This is a genomic window from Enterobacter sp. 50588862, from assembly GCF_001462935.1.
GTDB classification, from domain to species: Bacteria; Pseudomonadota; Gammaproteobacteria; order Enterobacterales; family Enterobacteriaceae; genus Enterobacter; species Enterobacter bugandensis.
On sequence record NZ_LNHM01000021.1, the window covers coordinates 618,976 to 638,118 of the forward strand.

Consider the following 19,143-nt stretch of genomic DNA (forward strand, 5'->3'; position numbering starts at 1 on the left):
ACATATTTTAACAGCGCCGTTACATCATATTTGAAGTGTGTCACAGTTCTGACTATTTACGCGGGGCCACGTCCTGCAAGGCTTTTACAGCCATAAGGATAATGCTGCCTGAGGCGTTAAAAAGCGGTAAACCATAAGAAAAAGGTTGCACAGACGCACGTTTTAGCCTGACTGTTGAATTTAACTCAACAATGAATTGCGTGTCGATGAATCATTTTTAAGCGGATTCTTTTGTGACCAGGCTGTTGCTATTCTCAGGTCATCAGAAGTGAAACATTGGGAGACTGAATATGTCTGCAAACGCACTCGTTACGGAATTTCTGCTGGCGGCAGAAGAGGGCAACATCGACGCGCTAAAAGCCTGCCTGGATAACGGCGTGGATATTAACGCCACCAACCGCCAGAAAAGAACCGCCATTATTATTGCCAGCCTGAAAAAGCATTATGCCTGCGTGGAATTTTTAATTGCCGCCGGCGCGGATATTGATAAACAGGACCAGACCTGTTTTAACCCCTTCCTGATAAGCTGCCTGACCAATGATTTAACCCTGCTGCGCATCGTTCTTCCGGCGAATCCGGATCTCGACCGTCTGACGCGCTTCGGCGGCGTGGGCATAACCCCTGCCAGTGAAAAAGGCCACGTTGAAATCGTGCGCGAGCTGCTGGAAAAAACCGATATTAACGTCAACCACACTAACTTTGTCGGCTGGACGCCGCTGCTGGAAGCCATCGTGCTGAATGACGGCGGCGCAAAGCAGCAGGAAATTGTGAAGCTGCTGTTGGATCACGGCGCGAACCCGCACATGACCGATAAATACGGTAAAACCCCGCTCGAACTGGCGCGGGAAAAAGGCTTCGATGCAATAGCCGACCTGCTGCTGGCGGCGGGCGCATAACGCATTTGGCCAGCCACGTCCGGCTGGCCGTTAATTCAAACAGTATTTTTACCGACGTGCATTCTGCGCGACGGCGGCCCCCTTTTATCCTTATTCAGGAGAAAACAATGCCAACCAAAATCGTCATAAAAAAGAACACGTATTTCGATTCGGTTTCCTTAATGTCGGTTTCCACCAAAGCCAATAAATTGCCGGGCGTCGAACAGGCGTTTGTGGCAATGGCGACGGAAATGAATAAAGGCGTTCTGAAAAATCTCGGGCTGCTCACGCCGGAATTAGCGGAAGCCAAAAATGGCGACCTGATGATCGTGATTAAAGGCGACGCGGCGAACGATGAAACGCTGGCGGAAATAGAAGCTTTATTTACCCATAAAGCGAGCAGCGGCACCCATGAAGCACGCTACGCGACGATTGCCAGCGCCAAAACTCATCGCCCGGACAGCAACCTGGCGGTCATTTCCGTCAACGGCACCTTTGCCGCCCGCGAAGCGCGTCAGGCGCTGGAAAACGATCTTAACGTGATGCTGTTTTCCGATAACGTGTCGCTCGACGACGAGCTGGCGCTGAAGCAGCTGGCGCATGAGAAAGGGCTGCTGATGATGGGGCCAGACTGCGGGACCGCCATCATCAACGGTGCGGGGCTGTGCTTCGCCAACGCGGTACGTCGCGGGCCGATTGGGATTGTTGGCGCCTCCGGCACCGGCAGCCAGGAGCTGAGCGTGCGCATTCATGAGTTCGGCGGCGGCGTGTCGCAGCTGATCGGCACCGGCGGGCGCGATCTCAGCGAAAAAATCGGCGGCCTGATGATGCTCGACGCCATCGACATGCTTGAGGCGGATGAGGGCACTCAGGTGATTGCGCTCATCTCCAAGCCGCCTGCGCCAGCGGTGGCAGAAAAGGTGCTGGCCCGCGCCAGAGCCTGCCGCAAGCCGGTGGTTGTTTGCTTCCTTGGCCGCAGCGAACCGCCCGCCGATGAAGACGGCCTGCAGTTTGCGCGTGGCACCAAAGAAGCGGCGCTGAAGGCGGTGCTGCTTACCGGCATTAAAAAAGAGTCCCTGGATCTGCATCCGCTCAACTGGCCTTTGATTGAAGAGGTGCGCGCCCGCCTGACCCCACAGCAGAAGTACATTCGCGGCCTGTTCTGCGGCGGCACCCTGTGCGACGAGGCGATGTTTGCCGCGCTGGAGAAGTTCGACGATGTCTGGAGCAATATCCAGCCGGATCCGGCTAAGCGCCTGAAGGACATCAGCGTCAGCCAGGCCCACACCTTCCTGGACTTCGGTGACGACGACTTCACCAACGGCAAACCGCACCCGATGATCGACCCGACCAACCGCATCAGCCGCCTGCTACAGGAGGCTCGCGATCCGCAGGTGGGCGTCATCGTGATGGACTTCGTGCTCGGCTTCGGCGCGCACGAGGATCCGGTGGGGGTGATGATCGACGCGATCAAAGAGGCACAGGCGATCGCGAAGGCCGATAACCGTCCGCTGGAGATCCTCGGCTACGTGCTCGGCACCGACCAGGAGCCGCAGTCGCTGGCGCAGCAGTGCCAGCGGCTGACCGACGCAGGCGTCATCTGGGCCAGCAGCAGCACCAACACCGGATTACTGGCACGCGAATTTGTTTGCAAAGGGGAGAACGCATAATGACCACTTTATTCAACCAGCCGCTTAACGTCATTAACGTCGGCATTGCGATGTTCAGCGACGACCTCAAAAAGCAGCACGTTCCCGTGACCCAGCTCGACTGGACGCCGCCGGGGCAGGGCAACATGCAGGTGGTAGAAGCGCTCGACCAGCTGGCAGAGAAACCGCTGGCGGAGAAGATCGCCGCCGCGAACAAAATCGCCCTTGAGCGCATCATCCAGTCTCACCCGGTGCTGGTGGGCTATGACCAGGCAATTAACGTAGTGCCGGGCATGACCCGCACCACCATTCTGCACGCCGGTCCGCCCGTCGCCTGGGAAAACATGTGCGGGGCGATGAAGGGCGCGGTTACCGGTGCACTGGTATTTGAAGGGCTGGCGACGGATCTGGAGGATGCCGCAAGGCTGGCGGCTTCAGGCGAGATCACCTTCTCGCCGTGCCACGAGCACGACTGCGTGGGCTCCATGGCGGGCGTCACCTCCGCGTCAATGTTTATGCACATTGTTGAGAACAAAACCTACGGCAACCGCGCCTTCACCAACCTCAGCGAGCAGATGGCGAAGATCCTGCGCATGGGGGCTAACGACCAGAGCGTGATCGACCGTCTGAACTGGATGCGCGACGTGCTCGGCCCGATGCTGCGCGACGCGATGAATATCATCGGCGAAATCGACCTGCGCCTGATGCTGGCCCAGGCGCTGCACATGGGCGACGAGTGCCACAACCGCAACAACGCCGGCACCACGCTTCTTATTCAGGCGCTGACGCCGGGGCTGATTCAGGCGGGCTATCCGGTGGAGCAGCAGCGTGAGGTGTTCGAGTTTGTCGCCAGCAGCGACTACTTCTCCGGCCCGACGTGGATGGCGATGTGTAAAGCCGCGCTGGATGCCGCTCACGGCATTGAATATAGCACCGTGGTTACCACCATGGCGCGCAACGGCTACGAGTTCGGCCTGCGCGTTTCCGGCCTGCCGGGGCAGTGGTTTACCGGTCCGGCGCAGCAGGTGATTGGCCCGATGTTCGCAGGCTATAAGCCGGAAGACTCCGGACTGGATATTGGCGACAGCGCCATCACCGAAACCTACGGCATCGGCGGCTTTGCGATGGCGACGGCACCGGCCATCGTTGCGCTGGTGGGTGGCACGGTGGAGGAAGCCATCGACTTCTCGCGCCAGATGCGCGAAATCACCCTCGGCGAGAACCCGAACGTCACCATTCCGCTGCAGTCGTTTATGGGCATTCCAACCGCCATCGACATCACCAGAGTGGCGGGCAGCGGCATTCTGCCGGTGATCAACACCGCCATTGCCCACAAAGACGCGGGCATCGGCATGATTGGAGCGGGCATCGTTCACCCGCCGTTTAGCTGTTTTGAAAAGGCGCTGTTGACCTTCCGCGATCGCTACGTTCTATAAGGTATGCATCCATGAAAAACATGAAACTGGAGTGGAAAAGAGGTGACTGGGCGGCCTATTTCGGGTTGATGACCAACAACCTGACTAATTTACTGACCATGATGGGGCTGCTCATTTTTGTCGTCGGCATCCCGAAGGAGATTGTTTATGGACGCATCGCGCCGGCCTTCGGGCTGGCGGTGCTGGTAGCGAGCTTATGCTACACATGGTTTGGTCTGCAAATGGCGCGCGCCACCGGACGTACGGACGTCACCGCGCTGCCGTCCGGCCCGAGCGCACCCTCGATTTTTACCGTGACCTTCCTGGTCCTGATGCCCGTCTACCAGCAAACCGGCGATGCGGATTTCGCGATTCAGATTGGCCTGGTGTGGTGCTTTGTGGAAGCAATGATCCTCGCGGGCGGCTCGTTCCTGGGTGAGACCATTCGCAAGATGATCCCGCGTACCGTGCTGCTGTCGTGCCTGTCCGGTCTTGGCCTGCTGCTGCTGGCGATGAACCCGATGTTGCAGGCGTTCGAAGCGCCCACCGTGTCGTTCATCGTTCTGCTGCTGATCTTCATTAACTGGTTCGGTAAAAAGCCGATTTTCGCCAAAATCCCGACCGGCCTGCTGCTGCTGATTGCCGGAACGGCGCTGGCGTGGATTTCCGGACTGCAAAGCCCGGATGCCATTAAGGCGTCCATGTCATCCTTCGGCTTTAACCCGCCGGAAGTGCACGTGGACAGCTTTATGCAGGGCCTGCCGCACGCGCTGCCTTATCTGGCGTCCGCCGTACCGCTGGGTCTGGCGAACTACATCTTTGACCTGGAGAACATCGAAAGCGCCCACGCGGCGGGGGATGAGTACCCGACCCGCAGGGTGATGCTGGCGAACGGCCTGGCTTCCATGCTCGGCTGCCTGATGGGCAACCCGTTCCCGGTCACGGTCTACGTGGGCCATCCCGGCTGGAAGGCGATGGGGGCGAGCATCGGCTACACGCTGGCGTCCGGCGTGACCATGTTCATCGTGCCGCTGTTCGGGCTGGGGGCTTTTATGCTCGCCATCATACCGATGACCGCTATCGTGCCGATTCTGGTGTTTATCGGCGTCGTCACCGCCAACCAGGTGGTGCGGGAAACGCCGAAAGTGGAGGTGCCCGTCATCTTTATCTGCCTGTTCCCGTGGATCGCTAACTGGGCGCTGACCATGATGAACAGCGTGATGAGCGCGGCGGGAACCAGCGCGGCGAAAATTGGCACCGACGTGCTGCACAGCAAAGGGATCTACTACGAGGGGCTGATGCACCTCGGCAACGGTGCGCCGCTCGCCAGCATGCTGTGGGGCTGTATCGCCATTTTCGCCATCATCAACAAACCGCTGCGCGGTGCCGTGGCTGCGGCGGGCGGGGCGCTGCTGGCGCTGTTCGGGGTGATCCACGCTCCGGTCGTGGGCTTTGCCGAAGGCAGTTCGCTGATGTTCGTCACCGCGTATCTGATGATGGGCGGCATGTTTGTGGTGAAGCATTTCCTCGACAGCCGCGAAGTTGCGAGCGCTGAAGTTACTGTTGCGAAGGAAAACGTATGAAAGAGCTCATGGTCGTCGCCATTGGCGGCAACAGCATTATCAAAGACAACGCCAGCCAGTCGGTTGAACATCAGGCGCAGGCGGTCAAAGCGGTGGCCGAGTCGGTGCTTGAAATGCTGGCCTCCGACTATGACATCGTCCTCACCCACGGCAACGGCCCGCAGGTGGGGCTGGATCTGCGCCGCGCCGAGATCGCCCACGAGCGGGAAGGGCTGCCGCTGACCCCGCTGGCAAACTGCGTGGCGGATACCCAGGGCGGTATCGGCTACCTGATCCAGCAGGCGCTCAACAACCGCCTGGCGGCGCGTGGCGAGCAAAAGGCGGTCACGGTCGTCACTCAGGTGGAGGTGGATAAAAACGATCCCGGCTTTACGCACCCGACAAAACCGATCGGCGCGTTCTTCAGCGAGGCGCAGCGCGACGAACTGCAGCTCGCGCACCCGGACTGGCATTTTGTCGAGGATTCAGGCCGGGGCTATCGCCGCGTGGTGGCCTCGCCCCAGCCGCTGCGCATCGTCGAGGCGGATGCGATTAAGGCGCTAACGCAGAAAGGTTTTGTGGTCATCGGCGCGGGCGGCGGAGGCATTCCCGTGGTGCGCAGCGAGCAGGGGGATTATCAGAGCGTGGATGCGGTTATCGATAAAGATCTCTCCACCGCGCTGCTGGCCCGTGAGATTTGCGCCGACGTGCTGGTGATAACCACCGGCGTGGAGAAAGTCTACGTTAACTTCGGCAAGCCAGACCAGCAGGCGCTGGACACCGTCAGCGTGGCGCAGATGACGCGCTACATGGACGAAGGCCACTTCCCGGCGGGCAGCATGCTGCCCAAAATCGTCGCCTCGCTGGCATTTTTACGCCACGGCGGCAGGCGGGTGATCATCACCTCGCCGGACCGCCTTCCCGCGGCGCTGCGCGGTGAAACGGGTACCCACATTGTTAATGAAGGAAGATAAGATGAGTGAAAACAAAAGCCGCCGCGAGTTTATCAGCCAGAGCGGCAAAATGGTCACCGCCTGCGCGCTGTTTGGCGCCACCGGCTCCGTCGCGTATGCTGCCGACACTGCAAAGGCAACCTGCGAGACGGGGAAACCGATGAACATCACTGCAAAACATTACTATCTGGACAACGTGCTGCTGGAGGCCGGGTTCAACGTCGACGGCAGCGTGGCGACGAGCACCCGCACCGAGCTGAAAACGCTGGAGATTAAAGACGGGAAAATTGTCGCCCTGCGCGACAACGGCAGCCACGCCGACGCGACCCTGCCGCACTACGACGCGGGTAAAAAGCTGATGCTTCCGGCGATGCGCGACATGCACATTCACCTGGATAAAACCTTCTACGGCGGCCCGTGGCGCTCCCTGAACCGTCCGGCGGGCACCACCATTCAGGACATGATCCGCCTGGAGCAGAAGCTGCTGCCGGAGTTACAGCCCTACACGCAAGAACGCGCCGAAAAGCTGATCGACCTGATCCAGTCTAAAGGGTCCACTATCGCCCGCAGCCACTGCAATATTGAGCCGGTTTCCGGCCTGAAAAACCTGGAAAATTTGCAGGCGGTGCTGGCGCGCCGCAGCGCAGGTTTTGACTGCGAAATCGTTGCCTTCCCGCAGCACGGCCTGCTGCTCTCCAACGCTGAAAAGCTGATGCGCGAGGCGATGCAGGCGGGGGCGCACTACGTAGGCGGGCTGGACCCAACCAGCGTTGACGGCGCGATGGAGAAATCGCTCGATACCATGTTCCAGATTGCGCTGGATTACGACAAAGGGGTGGATATTCACCTCCATGAAACCAGCCCGGCGGGCGTGGCGGCGGTGAACTACATGGTGGAAACCGTGGAGAAAACGCCGGAGCTGAAGGGGAAGCTGACCATCAGCCACGCCTTCGCGCTGGCGACGCTCAACGAGCAGCAGGTGGATGAGATTGCCACCCGCATGGCGGCGCAGCAGGTGACCATCGCCTCCACCGTGCCGATTGGCACCCTGCACATGCCGCTGAAGCAGCTGCGGGAGAAGGGCGTGTTTGTTATGACCGGCACCGACAGCGTGATCGACCACTGGTCGCCGTACGGTCTGGGGGACATGCTGGAGAAAGCTAATCTGTACGCCCAGCTCTATATTCGCCCGAACGAGCAGACGCTCTCCCGCGCGCTCGGCATCGCCACCGGCGACGTGCTGCCGCTGAACGATAAAGGTGAACGCGTATGGCCGAAAGCGCAGGACGACGCCAGCTTTGTGCTGGTGGACGCCTCCTGTTCCGCCGAGGCGGTGGCGCGCATTTCTCCGCGCACCGCGACGTTCCACAAGGGGAATCTCGTCTGGGGCACGGTCGCCTGAAGCCACGATGGGGTATCGCTACAGGTGATACCCCGACAATCGCAACTCCCGATCAATCCACTCGACGAACTGCTGGATCTTCCACGCGCGTTCGTTCATGTGCGGCATCACCAGATGATGCGCGTTAATGGCGATTCCCATCTCATCCGGCAGCACCTGTACTAGCGAGCCATCCTTCAGGTGATCGGTAGCCATCATTTTGCTCTCCAGAATAAACCCCAGCCCCATGCGCGCCGCTTCAAAGCTCATGTAGGAACGGTCGAAGCTGAGGCTGAAATTGAGCCAGGGCCTGTCGATATTGTGCCAGGCGAACCATTTTTCCCAGTTCACCAGAGTGCTGGTGGAGGAGATAAGCGACTGTTGCAGCAGATCGGCGGGCGTGCTGATGGGATGCTCTTCTGCATAGCCCGGCGAGGCCAATACTACCAGCGTGTCGTTTTTAATGGTCATCACCCGGTAAGCATCCCAGTCCGGAATACCATGACGGATATCAATGTCGATATTATCTCTGGCGAACTGCAGGTTCTCATAGGAGCAGGTGAGATTGATGGTGATATCAGGATATTCGGCGCGGAATCTGCCCAGACGGCGCAACAGCCATGACAGTCCGAAGGTGGGGGAAGAGTGCACGCGAAGCACAGCATTGTCTTTTTCTTTCACGATCTGATCGGTGGCGCGCCCAATGGCGCTCATCGCCGCCGAGACCTCCCGCAGATATTTTTCTCCCGTCGGGGTGAGTTGAACCCCTTTGCCGCTGCGGATAAATAATTTCTTGCCCAGCCACGATTCCAGCGACGCAATCTGGTGGCTTACCGCCGAAGGCGTGACGTTGAGCTGTTCCGCCGCCTGATGGATGCTCAGGGCGTTAGCAACGGCGATAAACGCCTGCAAATTTCTGAGCGAGGGCAGCGATAACGTCTGGCGATCCTGCGCGGACATGGCCTACTCCTTACACGATAATTGATAAAAAACATAACATTGAGACTGCGAGCGGGCAATTTTATCCCGATGTTATTTTTTTGAGCTGTATCGCGAATCAAATTTATCTCAGCAATAAATGAGCTTTATTGAATGGCGTTTCATGGGTGAGCCGATATATTGACGTTGAACGCAATAATAAAACGACTCACGGTGTTCGAATAATGAGGTAAGTTATGTCTCGTATAGAACAAGCTGTCCCCTACATAAAGACTAAAAAAACCAATTACCGTTTCGTTGTGCTGGCATTAATTTTTATTGTTTATGCCATTAACTATGCTGACCGAACAAATATTGGTGCGGTACTGCCGTTTATCATTGACGAATTTCATATCAATAATTTCGAAGCCGGTGCCATCGCCAGCATGTTTTTTTTGGGATACGCCCTGAGCCAAATTCCTGCGGGCTTTTTTATTGCCAAAAAGGGAATTCGCGGCATGGTGGCACTGTCGATATTCGGCTTCTCTGCCTTTACCTGGCTGATGGGCACCGCAACCTCGGTTCTGGGCCTGAAGTGTATCCGCCTGGGGCTGGGGTTAACAGAGGGGCCGTGCCCGGTCGGGCTGGCCTCCACCATCAATAACTGGTTTCCGCCAAAGGAGAAGGCCACGGCCACGGGCGTCTACATCGCCGCCACCATGTTCGCGCCCATCCTCGTGCCGCCGCTGGCCGTGTGGATCGCCATGACCTGGGGCTGGCGCTGGGTCTTCTTCTCCTTTGCGATCCCAGGATTGGTCATTGCCGTCCTGTGGTATCTGCTGGTACGCACGAAGCCGTCCGAGAGCGCATTCGTCTCTAAAGCGGAGCTGGAGACCATTACCGCCGGTCAGGAGACGCCGGACGCCAGACGTGAAAACATCGTGATTTCACCGGGCTTTGCACGCCTCGATCGGCTGATCCGCGTGCGGGAGTTAGCCCCGGTAAGCACGGTGAAAGGGCTGTTTACCTCGAAGAATATTCTCGGCGACTGCCTGGCCTATTTTATGATGGTCAGCGTGCTGTACGGACTGTTGACGTGGATCCCGCTCTATCTGGTGAAAGAGAAAGGCTTTACGTTTATGAGCATGGGGCTGGTCGCCAGCATGCCGTGCATCGGTGGATTTATCGGTGCGATTTTTGGCGGCTACGTCTCCGACAAACTGCTCGGCCGCCGACGTAAACCGACCATGATGTTTACCGCCATCAGCACCGTTTTAATGATGGTCATTATGCTGAATATTCCGCAAAGCACCGTGGCGGTTTGCGTCGGACTATTTTTTGTCGGTCTCTGTCTGAATATTGGCTGGCCCGCTTTTACAGCTTATGGCATGGCTGTTGCGGACAGTAAAACCTATCCCATTGCCGCATCCATCATCAATAGCGGCGGTAATCTCGGCGGATTTGTTTCCCCGATGCTGGCAGGTTATCTGCTGGATAAAACAGGTAGTTTTAATTCCGTGTTTATTTGTTTCGGTATTTGCGCAGCCATTGGCTTAATTATGATTATGCTGCTGGAAGAACCGAAATAAATCATTAAATATCTCTTGTCCGAATGGAGTAAATATATGCTACTGAAAAATAAAGTCGCCGTTATTACCGGCGCGGCTTCCGTACGCGGTTTGGGTTTCGCTACGGCGAAATTATATGCCGAACAGGGTGCGAAAGTGGTGATTATCGATTTAAACGCTGAAGCCAGCCGGGCTGCCGCCGCGAGTCTGGGCGACGAACATCTGGGCCTTGCGGCGAACGTCAGCAATGAATTACAGGTTAATGCCGCCATTGAGCAGGTGCTAGGGAAATACGGGCGCATCGATATTCTGGTGAATAACGCAGGCATTACTCAGCCGATCAAGCTGATGGATATCAAACGCGAAAATTACGATGCGGTGCTTGACGTCAGCCTGCGCGGTACGCTGCTAATGTCCCAGGCGGTTATTCCCACTATGCGCGCGCAAAAGTCGGGCAGCATCGTCTGCATTTCATCGGTATCGGCCCAGCGCGGCGGCGGCATCTTCGGCGGCCCACACTACAGCGCTGCAAAAGCGGGTGTGCTGGGACTGGCAAAAGCCATGGCGCGTGAGCTGGGACCCGACAATGTGCGCGTAAACTGCATCACGCCGGGTCTTATCCAGACGGACATCACCGCAGGCAAGCTGAGCGATGAGATGAAAACGTCCATTCTGGCGGGCATTCCGCTTAACCGCCTCGGAGACGCGCAGGATATTGCCCGTGCCGCGCTGTTCCTCGGCAGCGACCTCTCTTCTTACTCCACCGGTATCACGCTCGACGTGAACGGCGGGATGCTGATCCATTAAGGAGATACGACGATGACGGATACCACAGTTCAACAGGTTGCCGCCGCGGCCTGGCGCATTCGCCGCTACGCGCTGCGCATGGGCGAAGTGCAGGGGCAGGGCTACATCGGGCAGGCGCTGGGCTATGCCGATGTGCTGGCCACCGCGTTTACCCACGGAATGAACCTTAAGCCGGGCGAGCCGGAGTGGGAAGGGCGTGACCGTTTTCTGCTCTCCCACGGCCATTACGCCATTGCCTGTTATGCGGCCCTGATTGAAGCCGGGATCGTTCCTGAAGAGGAGCTGGAGACCTACGGTGCGGACGACAGCCGCCTGCCGATGTCCGGTATGGCAACCTACACGCCAGGTATGGAGATCTCCGGCGGTTCGCTGGGTCAGGGCTTAAGCATTGGCGTTGGCATGGCGCTGGGGCTGAAGCACAAGCAGAGCGCGGCATGGGTCGTTAACTCCATGTCGGACGGCGAGCTGGACGAAGGGTCAACCTGGGAAGCGGCGATGTCGGCGGCACATCACGGCCTGTCGAACCTGATCGTGCTGGTGGACATTAACCGCCAGCAGGCGGATGGCAACTCGCACGCGATCCTCGGCTTTGAGCCGCTGGAGGATAAATGGACCTCCTTCGGCTGGTACGTGCAGCGCGTGAACGGCAACGATGTTCCTGCGCTGGTGACGGCGTTTGATAACGCCAAACGCTACCCGGAAAACCAGCCGCGCGTCATTTTGTGCGACACGCTGATGGGCAAGGGCGTGCCGTTCCTCGAAAAGCGTGACAAGAACCATTTTATTCGCGTGGATGCTGACGAGTGGCAAAAGGCACTCGCCGTGCTGGATGCCAACAAACCTGAAGGAGTGCTGTAATGAGCCAGACCACGGAGAAAAAACCGCGTTTAACCACGTCGGCGATGATTGCCTCTATCGCGGAAGAGGGCCAGGAGACGCGCGCCGCACCGTTCGGCCACGCGCTGGTAAAGCTGGCGGAACAGCGACCGGAGATCGTCGGCATGACGGCGGATCTGTCGAAGTACACCGATCTACACATTTTTGCCCAGGCCTACCCGGAACGCTTCTTCCAGATGGGCATGGCCGAACAGCTGTTAATGGGGGCCGCGGGCGGTATGGCGAAAGAGGGCTTTATTCCTTTCGCCACAACCTATGCCGTCTTCGCTACCCGCCGCGCCTACGACTTTATCCATCAGGTGATTGCTGAAGAGCACCTGAACGTGAAGATCAGCGCGGCGCTGCCGGGGCTAACCACCGGTTACGGGCCGAGCCACCAGGCGACGGAAGATATTGCGATTATGCGCGGTATTCCGGGCATGACGATTATCGATCCCTGTGACGCAATCGACACGGAACAGGCGGTGCCGGCGATGGCAGCGCACGATGGCCCTGTCTATATGCGCCTGCTGCGCGGCAAGGTACCGGTGGTGCTGGACCAGTACAACTACCATTTTAAGATTGGCAAAGCTGCGCTGCTGGAAGAGGGGAGCGATGTCCTGATCGTCGCCTCAGGCCTGATGACCATGCGTGCGCTGGAGGCGGCGAAGCAGCTGCGTAAGGATAACGTCAGCGTGGCGGTGCTGCACTCGCCCACCATTAAGCCGCTGGACGAAGAGACGATCCTGGCGCAGGCCGCGAAGCCGGGACGGCTGGTCATCGTGGCGGAAAACCACAGCAGCGTAGGCGGGTTGTGCGAAGCCGTCGCGTCGCTGTTGATGCGCAACCGCGTGAACGTGGATTTCGATACCGTCGCGCTGCCGGACGCGTTCCTTGATGCGGGCGCGTTGCCAACCCTCCATGACCGCTACGGGATCTCAACCACAGCCATGGTGGAGAAAATCCGGCGCAGGCTGTGATTTATCAGACGGATACGTTGCCAACGGGCGAGGGGTGCTTTACCCTCGCCTCTGTTGCAATAAAGGAGTCCGTCATGGCACAAAACATCTACGACAACCCGGCGTTTTTTGAAGGCTACGCTCAGCTTCCGCGCTCGGTGCACGGGCTGGACGGTGCGCCTGAGTGGCCTGCGCTCAAGGCAATGCTGCCTGATTTAACCGGCAAAGCGGTTATCGATCTCGGCTGCGGTTACGGCTGGTTCTGCCGCGCGGCGCGCGCGCTGGGCGCTAGCGACGTTACGGGCGTCGATATCTCAGAAAAAATGCTTGCCCGCGCGGCTGAACTGACGAATGACCCGCAGATTCACTATCAGCGTAGCGATCTGGAATCTCTTCAGCTTCGCGAAAACAGTCTCGATCTGGTCTACAGCTCGCTGGCGCTGCACTACCTGCCGGAACTGGACACGCTATTCGCCAACGTTCAGCGCGCGCTAAAACCGGGTGGCAGCCTGGTCTTCTCGATGGAGCACCCGATTTACACCTGCGCCACCCGTCAGGGCTGGCTGACCGACGACAGCGGCGAGCGGTTCTGGGGCGTGAACCATTATCAGGATGAAAGCCAGCGCGTCAGCAACTGGCTGGCGGATGGAGTGATTAAATACCACCGCACGCTGGGCACCACGCTTAACGCGCTGATAAAGGCCGGGTTAACGATAAGTGAAGTCAATGAGTGGGGACCAACGCAGGCGCAGATTGACGCCTGGCCTGCATTGTCCGAAGAGGCTGAGCGCCCGATGCTGGTGCTGATGTCCGCCCGTAAGGCTCAGTAACCTACCTTATACACCCGCCCGCTCTGCACCCCTTCCACGCTGCGGCGGTAGGCCTGGGCCACGGTCGCGGCGGGAACGCTTTCAAAGCCGGGGAAGAACCCGTCATACGCTTCGGCGGATTCCGTCAATACCGTTGGGCTAATCAGGTTAATGCGGATCCCGCGCGGCAGTTCGCAGGCTGCGGCGCGGACAAACCCTTCCAGCGCCGCATTGACCGTGGTGGCGTTCACGCCCTGCGCAATCGGCTCTTGCGCCACAATCCCGCTTATCAGCGTAATCGAGCCGCCTTCGTTCAGATAATGCTGGCCGGTCAGCGCCAGACGCACCTGCCCGACCAGCTTGTCCTGCAGGCCCTGGTTGAAGTCGCTGTCCTTCATGGTCGCGAGCGGGCCAAAGTAGAGACCACCGCTGGCGGAGACAATCGCATCCACCGGGCCGATTTTCTCAAACAGCGCCTGCACGCTCGCCTGCGAGGTGATATCCACCTGGTAGTCGCCCCGCGTGCGACCCACGCGGATGACCTCGTGACGACGGCTTAACTCTTCGGTTACGGCACGACCGACCGTACCGCTGGCACCAATAATGACGATTTTCATATCCGACTCCTCATGTTGTGAGCCCTCATTCTTTAATAAATAAAAAGTCAGATAAACTGGGCTAAAGTTAGATGATTGCTAACCAGGGGTTTGGAATATGGATAAGCTTCGCGGCATGGAGACGTTTATCGCGGTGGTAGAGAGCGGCAGCTTCACCGGCGCGGCGGCGCGGCTGGAGATGTCGGCGGTGATGGTCGGGAAATATATTGCGCTGCTCGAATCTCAGCTCGGCACGCGGCTGCTGGAGCGCAATACCCGTCGCCAGAGCCTGACCGACGCCGGACGCGTTTATTTCGAAGAGGCCAGGCGCGTGCTGGAGCAGGTCTCGATTGCCGAAAGCGCGGTTGAACGGCTGCGCGCGGCGCCCGCCGGCACCCTGCGCGTCACCGCCCCCACGTCGTTTGGCGGCTGCGCGATCGCCCCTCTGACGGCCACATTTTTGCAGCGCTACCCGGAAGTGCGTATCGAACTGGATCTCACCAACCGGATGGTCGATCTGGTGGAAGAGGGGGTCGATCTGGCCATTCGCATTGGCGATATCCGCAATGACGATCTGGTGGCGAAATATCTGTGTCCCTACAACATGGTGATCTGCGCCGCGCCGGATTATCTGGCGCGACACGGCACGCCGCAGACGCCCGCCGATCTGGTGGATCATCTGTGCCTGTCGCACACGGTGTGGACCGCGCGCAACGAGTGGCGGCTGCCGGGTGCGGAAGGGGAGGTGCGCTGGAAGCGTGATGCGATCTTAAGATGCAACGACGGCTACGGCTTACGCATGGCGGCGCGAGCCGGGGCAGGGCTGCTGCTGCAACCGGAAGTGCTGGTGGCGGAAGAGCTGGCAAGCGGCAGGCTGGTGCGCGTGCTGGAGCCGTTCACGCCCGCGCCGAGGCCGGTACATTTACTGTGGCGTCAGGATTTGCGTCCCCTCCCTAAGCTAACGGAATTTATTGCTCATATTCTGCTAAGATTGGGCACAATATAAAAAAAGAAGGTAATCAAAGAATGTCTGCAAACAAACTCGCCAGCAGCGCGCAGGGCCTGCAATCATCTGCCATCCGTGAATTATTAAAACATAGCAAAATGGCGGGCGTGATTTCGCTGGGCGGCGGTATTCCCAATCCGGACCTGTTCGATCGTGAAGGGCTTAAAATTGCCGCCGATGCCGTGTTGTCACAGAATTTTGGCGAGGCGTTCCAGTATGGCCTGACGGAAGGCGTACCGGGGCTGCGCGAAGAAATTAAACGCATCTGCGAGGGGCGCGGCATCGCCTGTAAGGCCGATGACGTGGTCATTACTTCCGGCTCTCAACAATCTCTGGACGTGCTGGCGCGTGCGTTAATTAATCCGGGCGATACGGTTGTCGTTGAACGTCCTACCTATCTCGCCGCGCTGCAGGTCTTTGGCCTGGCACAGGCGAATTTTGAATCCGTCGGCACCGACGGCGACGGCATGAAGGTCGATGAACTTGAAGCGTTGGTGGCGAAGAAAACCATCAAGGCGGTTTATATCGTTCCAACCTTTGGTAACCCTGGCGGCGTAACGCTTTCCGAAGCGCGCCGTAAACAGCTGGTGGAATTATCAAAGCGCTATGATTTCGTGATTATCGAAGACGATCCATACAGCGAAATTAACTACACCGACGACGTGTTCCGCCCGCTGATTGCCCATGCGAAAGATATCGGCAATGAGGATAACGTGGTATACACCTCAACCTTCTCCAAAATCCTCGCGCCGGGCACCCGCGTGGGCTGGGTGCTGGTGCCGGAATGGCTGAAGCGCGCGGTGGTGAACCTCAAGCAAACCACCGATCTGCACACCAGCACGCTGTCCCAGCTGATGACCTACGAGTACCTGAAAACCGGGCGTCTGGCGAACCAGATTAAAATGATCCGCGAGGCCTATCGCCAGAAATACCAGACGTTTGCAACGGAACTGGAAGCCGAGCTGGGCGATGTGATGTCGTTCCACAAGCCGAAGGGCGGGATGTTCCTGTGGGCAAAAATGAACAACGGCATGAATACGACGAAATGGCTGGAAAAAACCTTAAGCAACGGCGTGGTGTTTGTACCGGGCGAGTTCTTCTACTGCAACGAACCGGACCAGACAACGCTGCGCATGTCATTCGTCACCCCAACGGATGAGCAGCTTAAAGAAGCGGTTCGACGCCTGAAGATCTCCCTGTAACCGGGGCTTATTGTGTGGCGTGGGCGAGCGCGCGGTCAGATGCATGACCGCCGATCGCCTGCGTAACTTCATGGATCCGACAAATTTTCCCCTCCCGCAACGCGGCAAACATATACACCTCTAATTCCGCCTGGCGACCATCTGGATATGTCACCGTAGCCCAGTGCCGGTCTGCTAAAAGATTCTCGTGACAGGCCAGCTCTTCTACCCTGAATGCGATCGCGCGGATCTGCGAGCGGACGTGGTTCAGGTGCTGCACAAAACCCCGATAATCAAGCGCGTGACCATCCGTGTACTGCTGGTAATCGGGCGTGAACACCTCTGCGGGATCTAATTCGCCTTTGAACAAGCGGCTTAACAGGCACGCCATTTTTTCGCGCTGTAGGGTATTGTCAGGCTGGGCTATCAGGGTTGTGATGATGCTCATGTTGGCTCCTTGTGTAGTTGAGCCACCATTATCCTTGACAGTCGACGGCGCAGTTTCTGTAATACGTCGATGAATAACGATTTTCGGCCAGGATATGATGATCGGTACAGAGACGCTCCGCCATCCCGGCGGTTACCGCACCGCGTGGCACAGCCATCCCACCGGACAACTCTGGCGTATTGCAACGGGGCTGCTGGTGATTGAGACCCAACAGGGGCGTTCGGTTGTACCGGCAAACCATATTGGCTGGATCCCGCCGGGCCAGCAGCACGCCGCCTTTTCTGAAAGCGCGATAGAAGGCTGCGCTATCTATCTTGACCCTGCGTGCTGTGCAATGCTTCCCGATGCCCCCGCGCTGTTCGAGCCCGACGATCTCACTCATGCACTGTTTTCCCGCTTAAGCGTTGCAGAAAACGAGTACGATCCGCGAAAGCTCACCCTGCTGCTGGATGAGCTTGCCCTGACGCCTCAGGTGCGCTTTTATCTGCCCGTACCGACGGATCCGCGTCTGAAGAACGTGGTCAGCCACTTGCTGCAGTGTGTCGATGATAATCAAACGGTCAAGAGCCATGCCAGCCATGCCGGGATGAGCGTACGTACGTTTAACCGTCGATTTAGCGCCCAGACGGGAATGAACTTCGTCAACTGGCGGCAGCTGGCGCGCGTCATGCAGGCAATAGAGTGGCTGGCGGCGGGGAAGCCGGTGGGATGGATTGCGCTGTCCTGCGGCTACAGCAGCGTCAGCGCATTTATTGAGGTTTTCAGAGCATGGACCGGTAAAACGCCGGGGCAGTGGGGGATTAAAGGTGGCTAAAGTGAACGGAATGACCACCACAGCCGTATGTTCCCCTCACCCTAACCCTCTCCCCAAAGGGGCGAGGGGATTGTTCAGTGCTAGCATTAATGTGTGGGGAACCCTCAGCCTTTGGGGAGAGGGAGAAGATCGTAGCCGCTGCCCGGCGAAGACTATCGCTCCCTCAGCGCCTCCTTCGCCCGGTTAAACGGCTTGATCAGATAATCCAGTACCGTTTTCTCCCCGGTCTTAATGTCCACTGTGGCAATCATCCCCGGCACGATCGAGAAATGCCTGCCCGCCTTATTCACCAGGTAATCCTGGCTGGTGCGGATAAACACGCGGTAGTAGAACACCTCCGGCTTGGCCTCGTCCTGGATAGTGTCCGGGGATATAGTCTCCACCACCCCGTGCAGCCCGCCGTAGATGGCGTAATCGTAGGCGGTGATCTTCACCAGCGCCTCCTGGTTCGGGTGGATAAAGGCGATATCGCGCGGCGAGAGGCGGGTTTCAATCAGCAGATGATCGTCCACCGGCACAATCTCCATCAGCTCGCCGTTGGGCGGTATGACGCCGCCGATGGTGGTGACTTTGATATTTTTCACGATCCCGCGCACCGGGGATTTTACCGTCAGGCGGGTGACGGAATCCTCGCGGCCTTTGAGGATCGCCGAGACCATATCCACCTCGGCGTTGGCCTTGGATAGCGCCTCGCGCGCCTGAACGTAATACTGGGAACGCACGTCGGTGAGCTTCAGCTCCAGATCGCTTTTCTGCCGCTGCAGGCGGAGCACTTCCACGTGGCTGGCGGCGCCGGTTTTTACCAGCCGCTGGGTGATCGCCAGCTCTTTGTTTGCGAGATCTAACGCTGAACGCAGTTCACGCTGCGTGTCCTCCAGCTGCGCGCGGCGCGAATTGTAGAGCCGCGTTTCGGCGGCGGTCAGTTCGGTCCATTTCTCCAGCGAAGGCGGGAACTTCAGCGGTAGATCGTTCACCTCGGCGTACAGACGGGCGCTGGAGGCAAGCGACGCGCGGTAGCGCGCCGCGCTTTCGCCGACGTTCGATTCGGAACGCGTTGGATCCAGCCGCGCCAGCACCTGTCCGGCCTGCACCTGATCGCCCTCGTGAACGTTCAGCTCGGTGAGGATCCCCCCGTCCAGCGACTGCAGCACCTGCTCGCGCGAGCTGGGAATCACTTTTCCGGTTCCCGTTGAGACTTCATCCAGCATCCCAAACCACGCCCAGACGCCCAGCGCCACAAACATCAGCAGCGAAAAGATCACAATCCGCCGCGCGCCGGTATAGCCGCTTTCGGAGTCGAGCGCATTATCCAGATCGTCCATCGCC

Annotated in this window: 18 protein-coding genes; 14 read left to right on the top strand and 4 right to left on the bottom strand. The window is 58.5% G+C overall.

The genetic code is table 11. From position 1 onward, the window contains the following. Positions 1–290: 290 nt before the first annotated feature. The 6 genes from APT89_RS10855 (at position 291) to APT89_RS10880 (ending at position 7,856) form a co-directional block, all read left to right on the top strand. The gene (locus tag APT89_RS10855; RefSeq protein ID WP_041908539.1) at positions 291–896 is read left to right on the top strand and encodes an ankyrin repeat domain-containing protein; all 606 of its coding nucleotides are present in this window, start codon (positions 291–293) and stop codon (positions 894–896) included. Between the two features lie 107 nt (positions 897–1,003). Beyond that, positions 1,004–2,545 carry an acyl-CoA synthetase FdrA gene (gene fdrA / locus APT89_RS10860; protein WP_060572309.1) on the top strand — a complete coding sequence of 514 codons (1,542 nt, stop codon included), beginning with the start codon at positions 1,004–1,006 and terminating at the stop codon, positions 2,543–2,545. Continuing rightward, on the top strand, positions 2,545–3,960 hold the full coding sequence (locus APT89_RS10865; protein ID WP_060572311.1) for a DUF1116 domain-containing protein: 1,416 nt from the start codon (positions 2,545–2,547) through the stop codon (positions 3,958–3,960). The genes fdrA and APT89_RS10865 overlap by 1 nt, the downstream gene beginning before the upstream one ends. An 11-nt stretch (positions 3,961–3,971) precedes the next feature. Then, the gene (locus APT89_RS10870) at positions 3,972–5,522 is read left to right on the top strand and encodes a hypothetical protein (protein WP_060572314.1); all 1,551 of its coding nucleotides are present in this window, start codon (positions 3,972–3,974) and stop codon (positions 5,520–5,522) included. Beyond that, positions 5,519–6,475, top strand: coding sequence for a carbamate kinase family protein (locus APT89_RS10875; RefSeq protein ID WP_060572316.1), 957 nt, complete (start codon positions 5,519–5,521; stop codon positions 6,473–6,475). The genes APT89_RS10870 and APT89_RS10875 overlap by 4 nt, the downstream gene beginning before the upstream one ends. 1 nt (position 6,476) lies before the next feature. Beyond that, a complete protein-coding gene (locus APT89_RS10880; RefSeq protein ID WP_060572318.1) occupies positions 6,477–7,856 on the top strand; it encodes an amidohydrolase family protein in 1,380 nt (459 codons plus the stop codon). 18 nt (positions 7,857–7,874) lie between these two features. Here APT89_RS10880 and APT89_RS10885 read toward each other — a convergent pair whose 3' ends face one another. Beyond that, positions 7,875–8,795: a LysR substrate-binding domain-containing protein gene (locus APT89_RS10885; RefSeq protein ID WP_028014161.1), complete on the bottom strand. Its 921-nt coding sequence runs from the start codon at positions 8,793–8,795 to the stop codon at positions 7,875–7,877. A gap of 215 nt (positions 8,796–9,010) precedes the next feature. On the opposite strand from APT89_RS10885, the gene APT89_RS10890 reads away from it, so the two are divergent. The 5 genes from APT89_RS10890 to APT89_RS10910 all read left to right on the top strand — a co-directional run bounded on the left by APT89_RS10890 (position 9,011) and on the right by APT89_RS10910 (position 13,793). Then, complete coding sequence (locus APT89_RS10890; protein ID WP_060572321.1) at positions 9,011–10,342, top strand: MFS transporter; 1,332 nt, start codon at positions 9,011–9,013, stop codon at positions 10,340–10,342. 36 nt (positions 10,343–10,378) lie between these two features. Beyond that, a complete protein-coding gene (locus tag APT89_RS10895; RefSeq protein ID WP_003862216.1) occupies positions 10,379–11,128 on the top strand; it encodes an SDR family NAD(P)-dependent oxidoreductase in 750 nt (249 codons plus the stop codon). Positions 11,129–11,140: 12 nt separating this feature from the next. Then, complete coding sequence (locus APT89_RS10900) at positions 11,141–11,986, top strand: transketolase (RefSeq protein WP_048957980.1); 846 nt, start codon at positions 11,141–11,143, stop codon at positions 11,984–11,986. After that, positions 11,986–12,984, top strand: coding sequence for a transketolase family protein (locus tag APT89_RS10905; RefSeq protein WP_060572323.1), 999 nt, complete (start codon positions 11,986–11,988; stop codon positions 12,982–12,984). The genes APT89_RS10900 and APT89_RS10905 overlap by 1 nt, the downstream gene beginning before the upstream one ends. 74 nt (positions 12,985–13,058) lie before the next feature. Next, a complete protein-coding gene (locus tag APT89_RS10910; protein ID WP_041908558.1) occupies positions 13,059–13,793 on the top strand; it encodes a class I SAM-dependent methyltransferase in 735 nt (244 codons plus the stop codon). Here the strand turns inward: APT89_RS10910 and APT89_RS10915 are convergent. After that, on the bottom strand, positions 13,787–14,389 hold the full coding sequence (locus tag APT89_RS10915) for a short chain dehydrogenase (protein WP_060572325.1): 603 nt from the start codon (positions 14,387–14,389) through the stop codon (positions 13,787–13,789). The genes APT89_RS10910 and APT89_RS10915 overlap by 7 nt on opposite strands. A 97-nt stretch (positions 14,390–14,486) precedes the next feature. On the opposite strand from APT89_RS10915, the gene APT89_RS10920 reads away from it, so the two are divergent. After that, entirely contained in the window at positions 14,487–15,374 is an 888-nt protein-coding gene (locus APT89_RS10920) for a LysR family transcriptional regulator (protein ID WP_045260881.1), read from the top strand. A gap of 20 nt (positions 15,375–15,394) precedes the next feature. Further along, positions 15,395–16,576, top strand: coding sequence for an aminotransferase-like domain-containing protein (locus APT89_RS10925; RefSeq protein ID WP_028014153.1), 1,182 nt, complete (start codon positions 15,395–15,397; stop codon positions 16,574–16,576). Positions 16,577–16,583: 7 nt separating this feature from the next. On the opposite strand, the gene APT89_RS10930 is transcribed toward APT89_RS10925, so the two are convergent. After that, the gene (locus APT89_RS10930; protein WP_060572327.1) at positions 16,584–17,003 is read right to left on the bottom strand and encodes a nuclear transport factor 2 family protein; all 420 of its coding nucleotides are present in this window, start codon (positions 17,001–17,003) and stop codon (positions 16,584–16,586) included. A 94-nt stretch (positions 17,004–17,097) separates the two neighbouring features. Between APT89_RS10930 and APT89_RS10935 the strand changes: the two genes are divergently transcribed. Then, a complete protein-coding gene (locus APT89_RS10935; RefSeq protein ID WP_239689084.1) occupies positions 17,098–17,817 on the top strand; it encodes an AraC family transcriptional regulator in 720 nt (239 codons plus the stop codon). A gap of 152 nt (positions 17,818–17,969) precedes the next feature. Here APT89_RS10935 and APT89_RS10940 read toward each other — a convergent pair whose 3' ends face one another. Then, positions 17,970–19,139 (bottom strand): HlyD family efflux transporter periplasmic adaptor subunit, encoded by a 1,170-nt coding sequence (locus APT89_RS10940; protein WP_088204896.1) that lies wholly within the window; start codon positions 19,137–19,139, stop codon positions 17,970–17,972. Positions 19,140–19,143 lie beyond the last annotated feature (4 nt).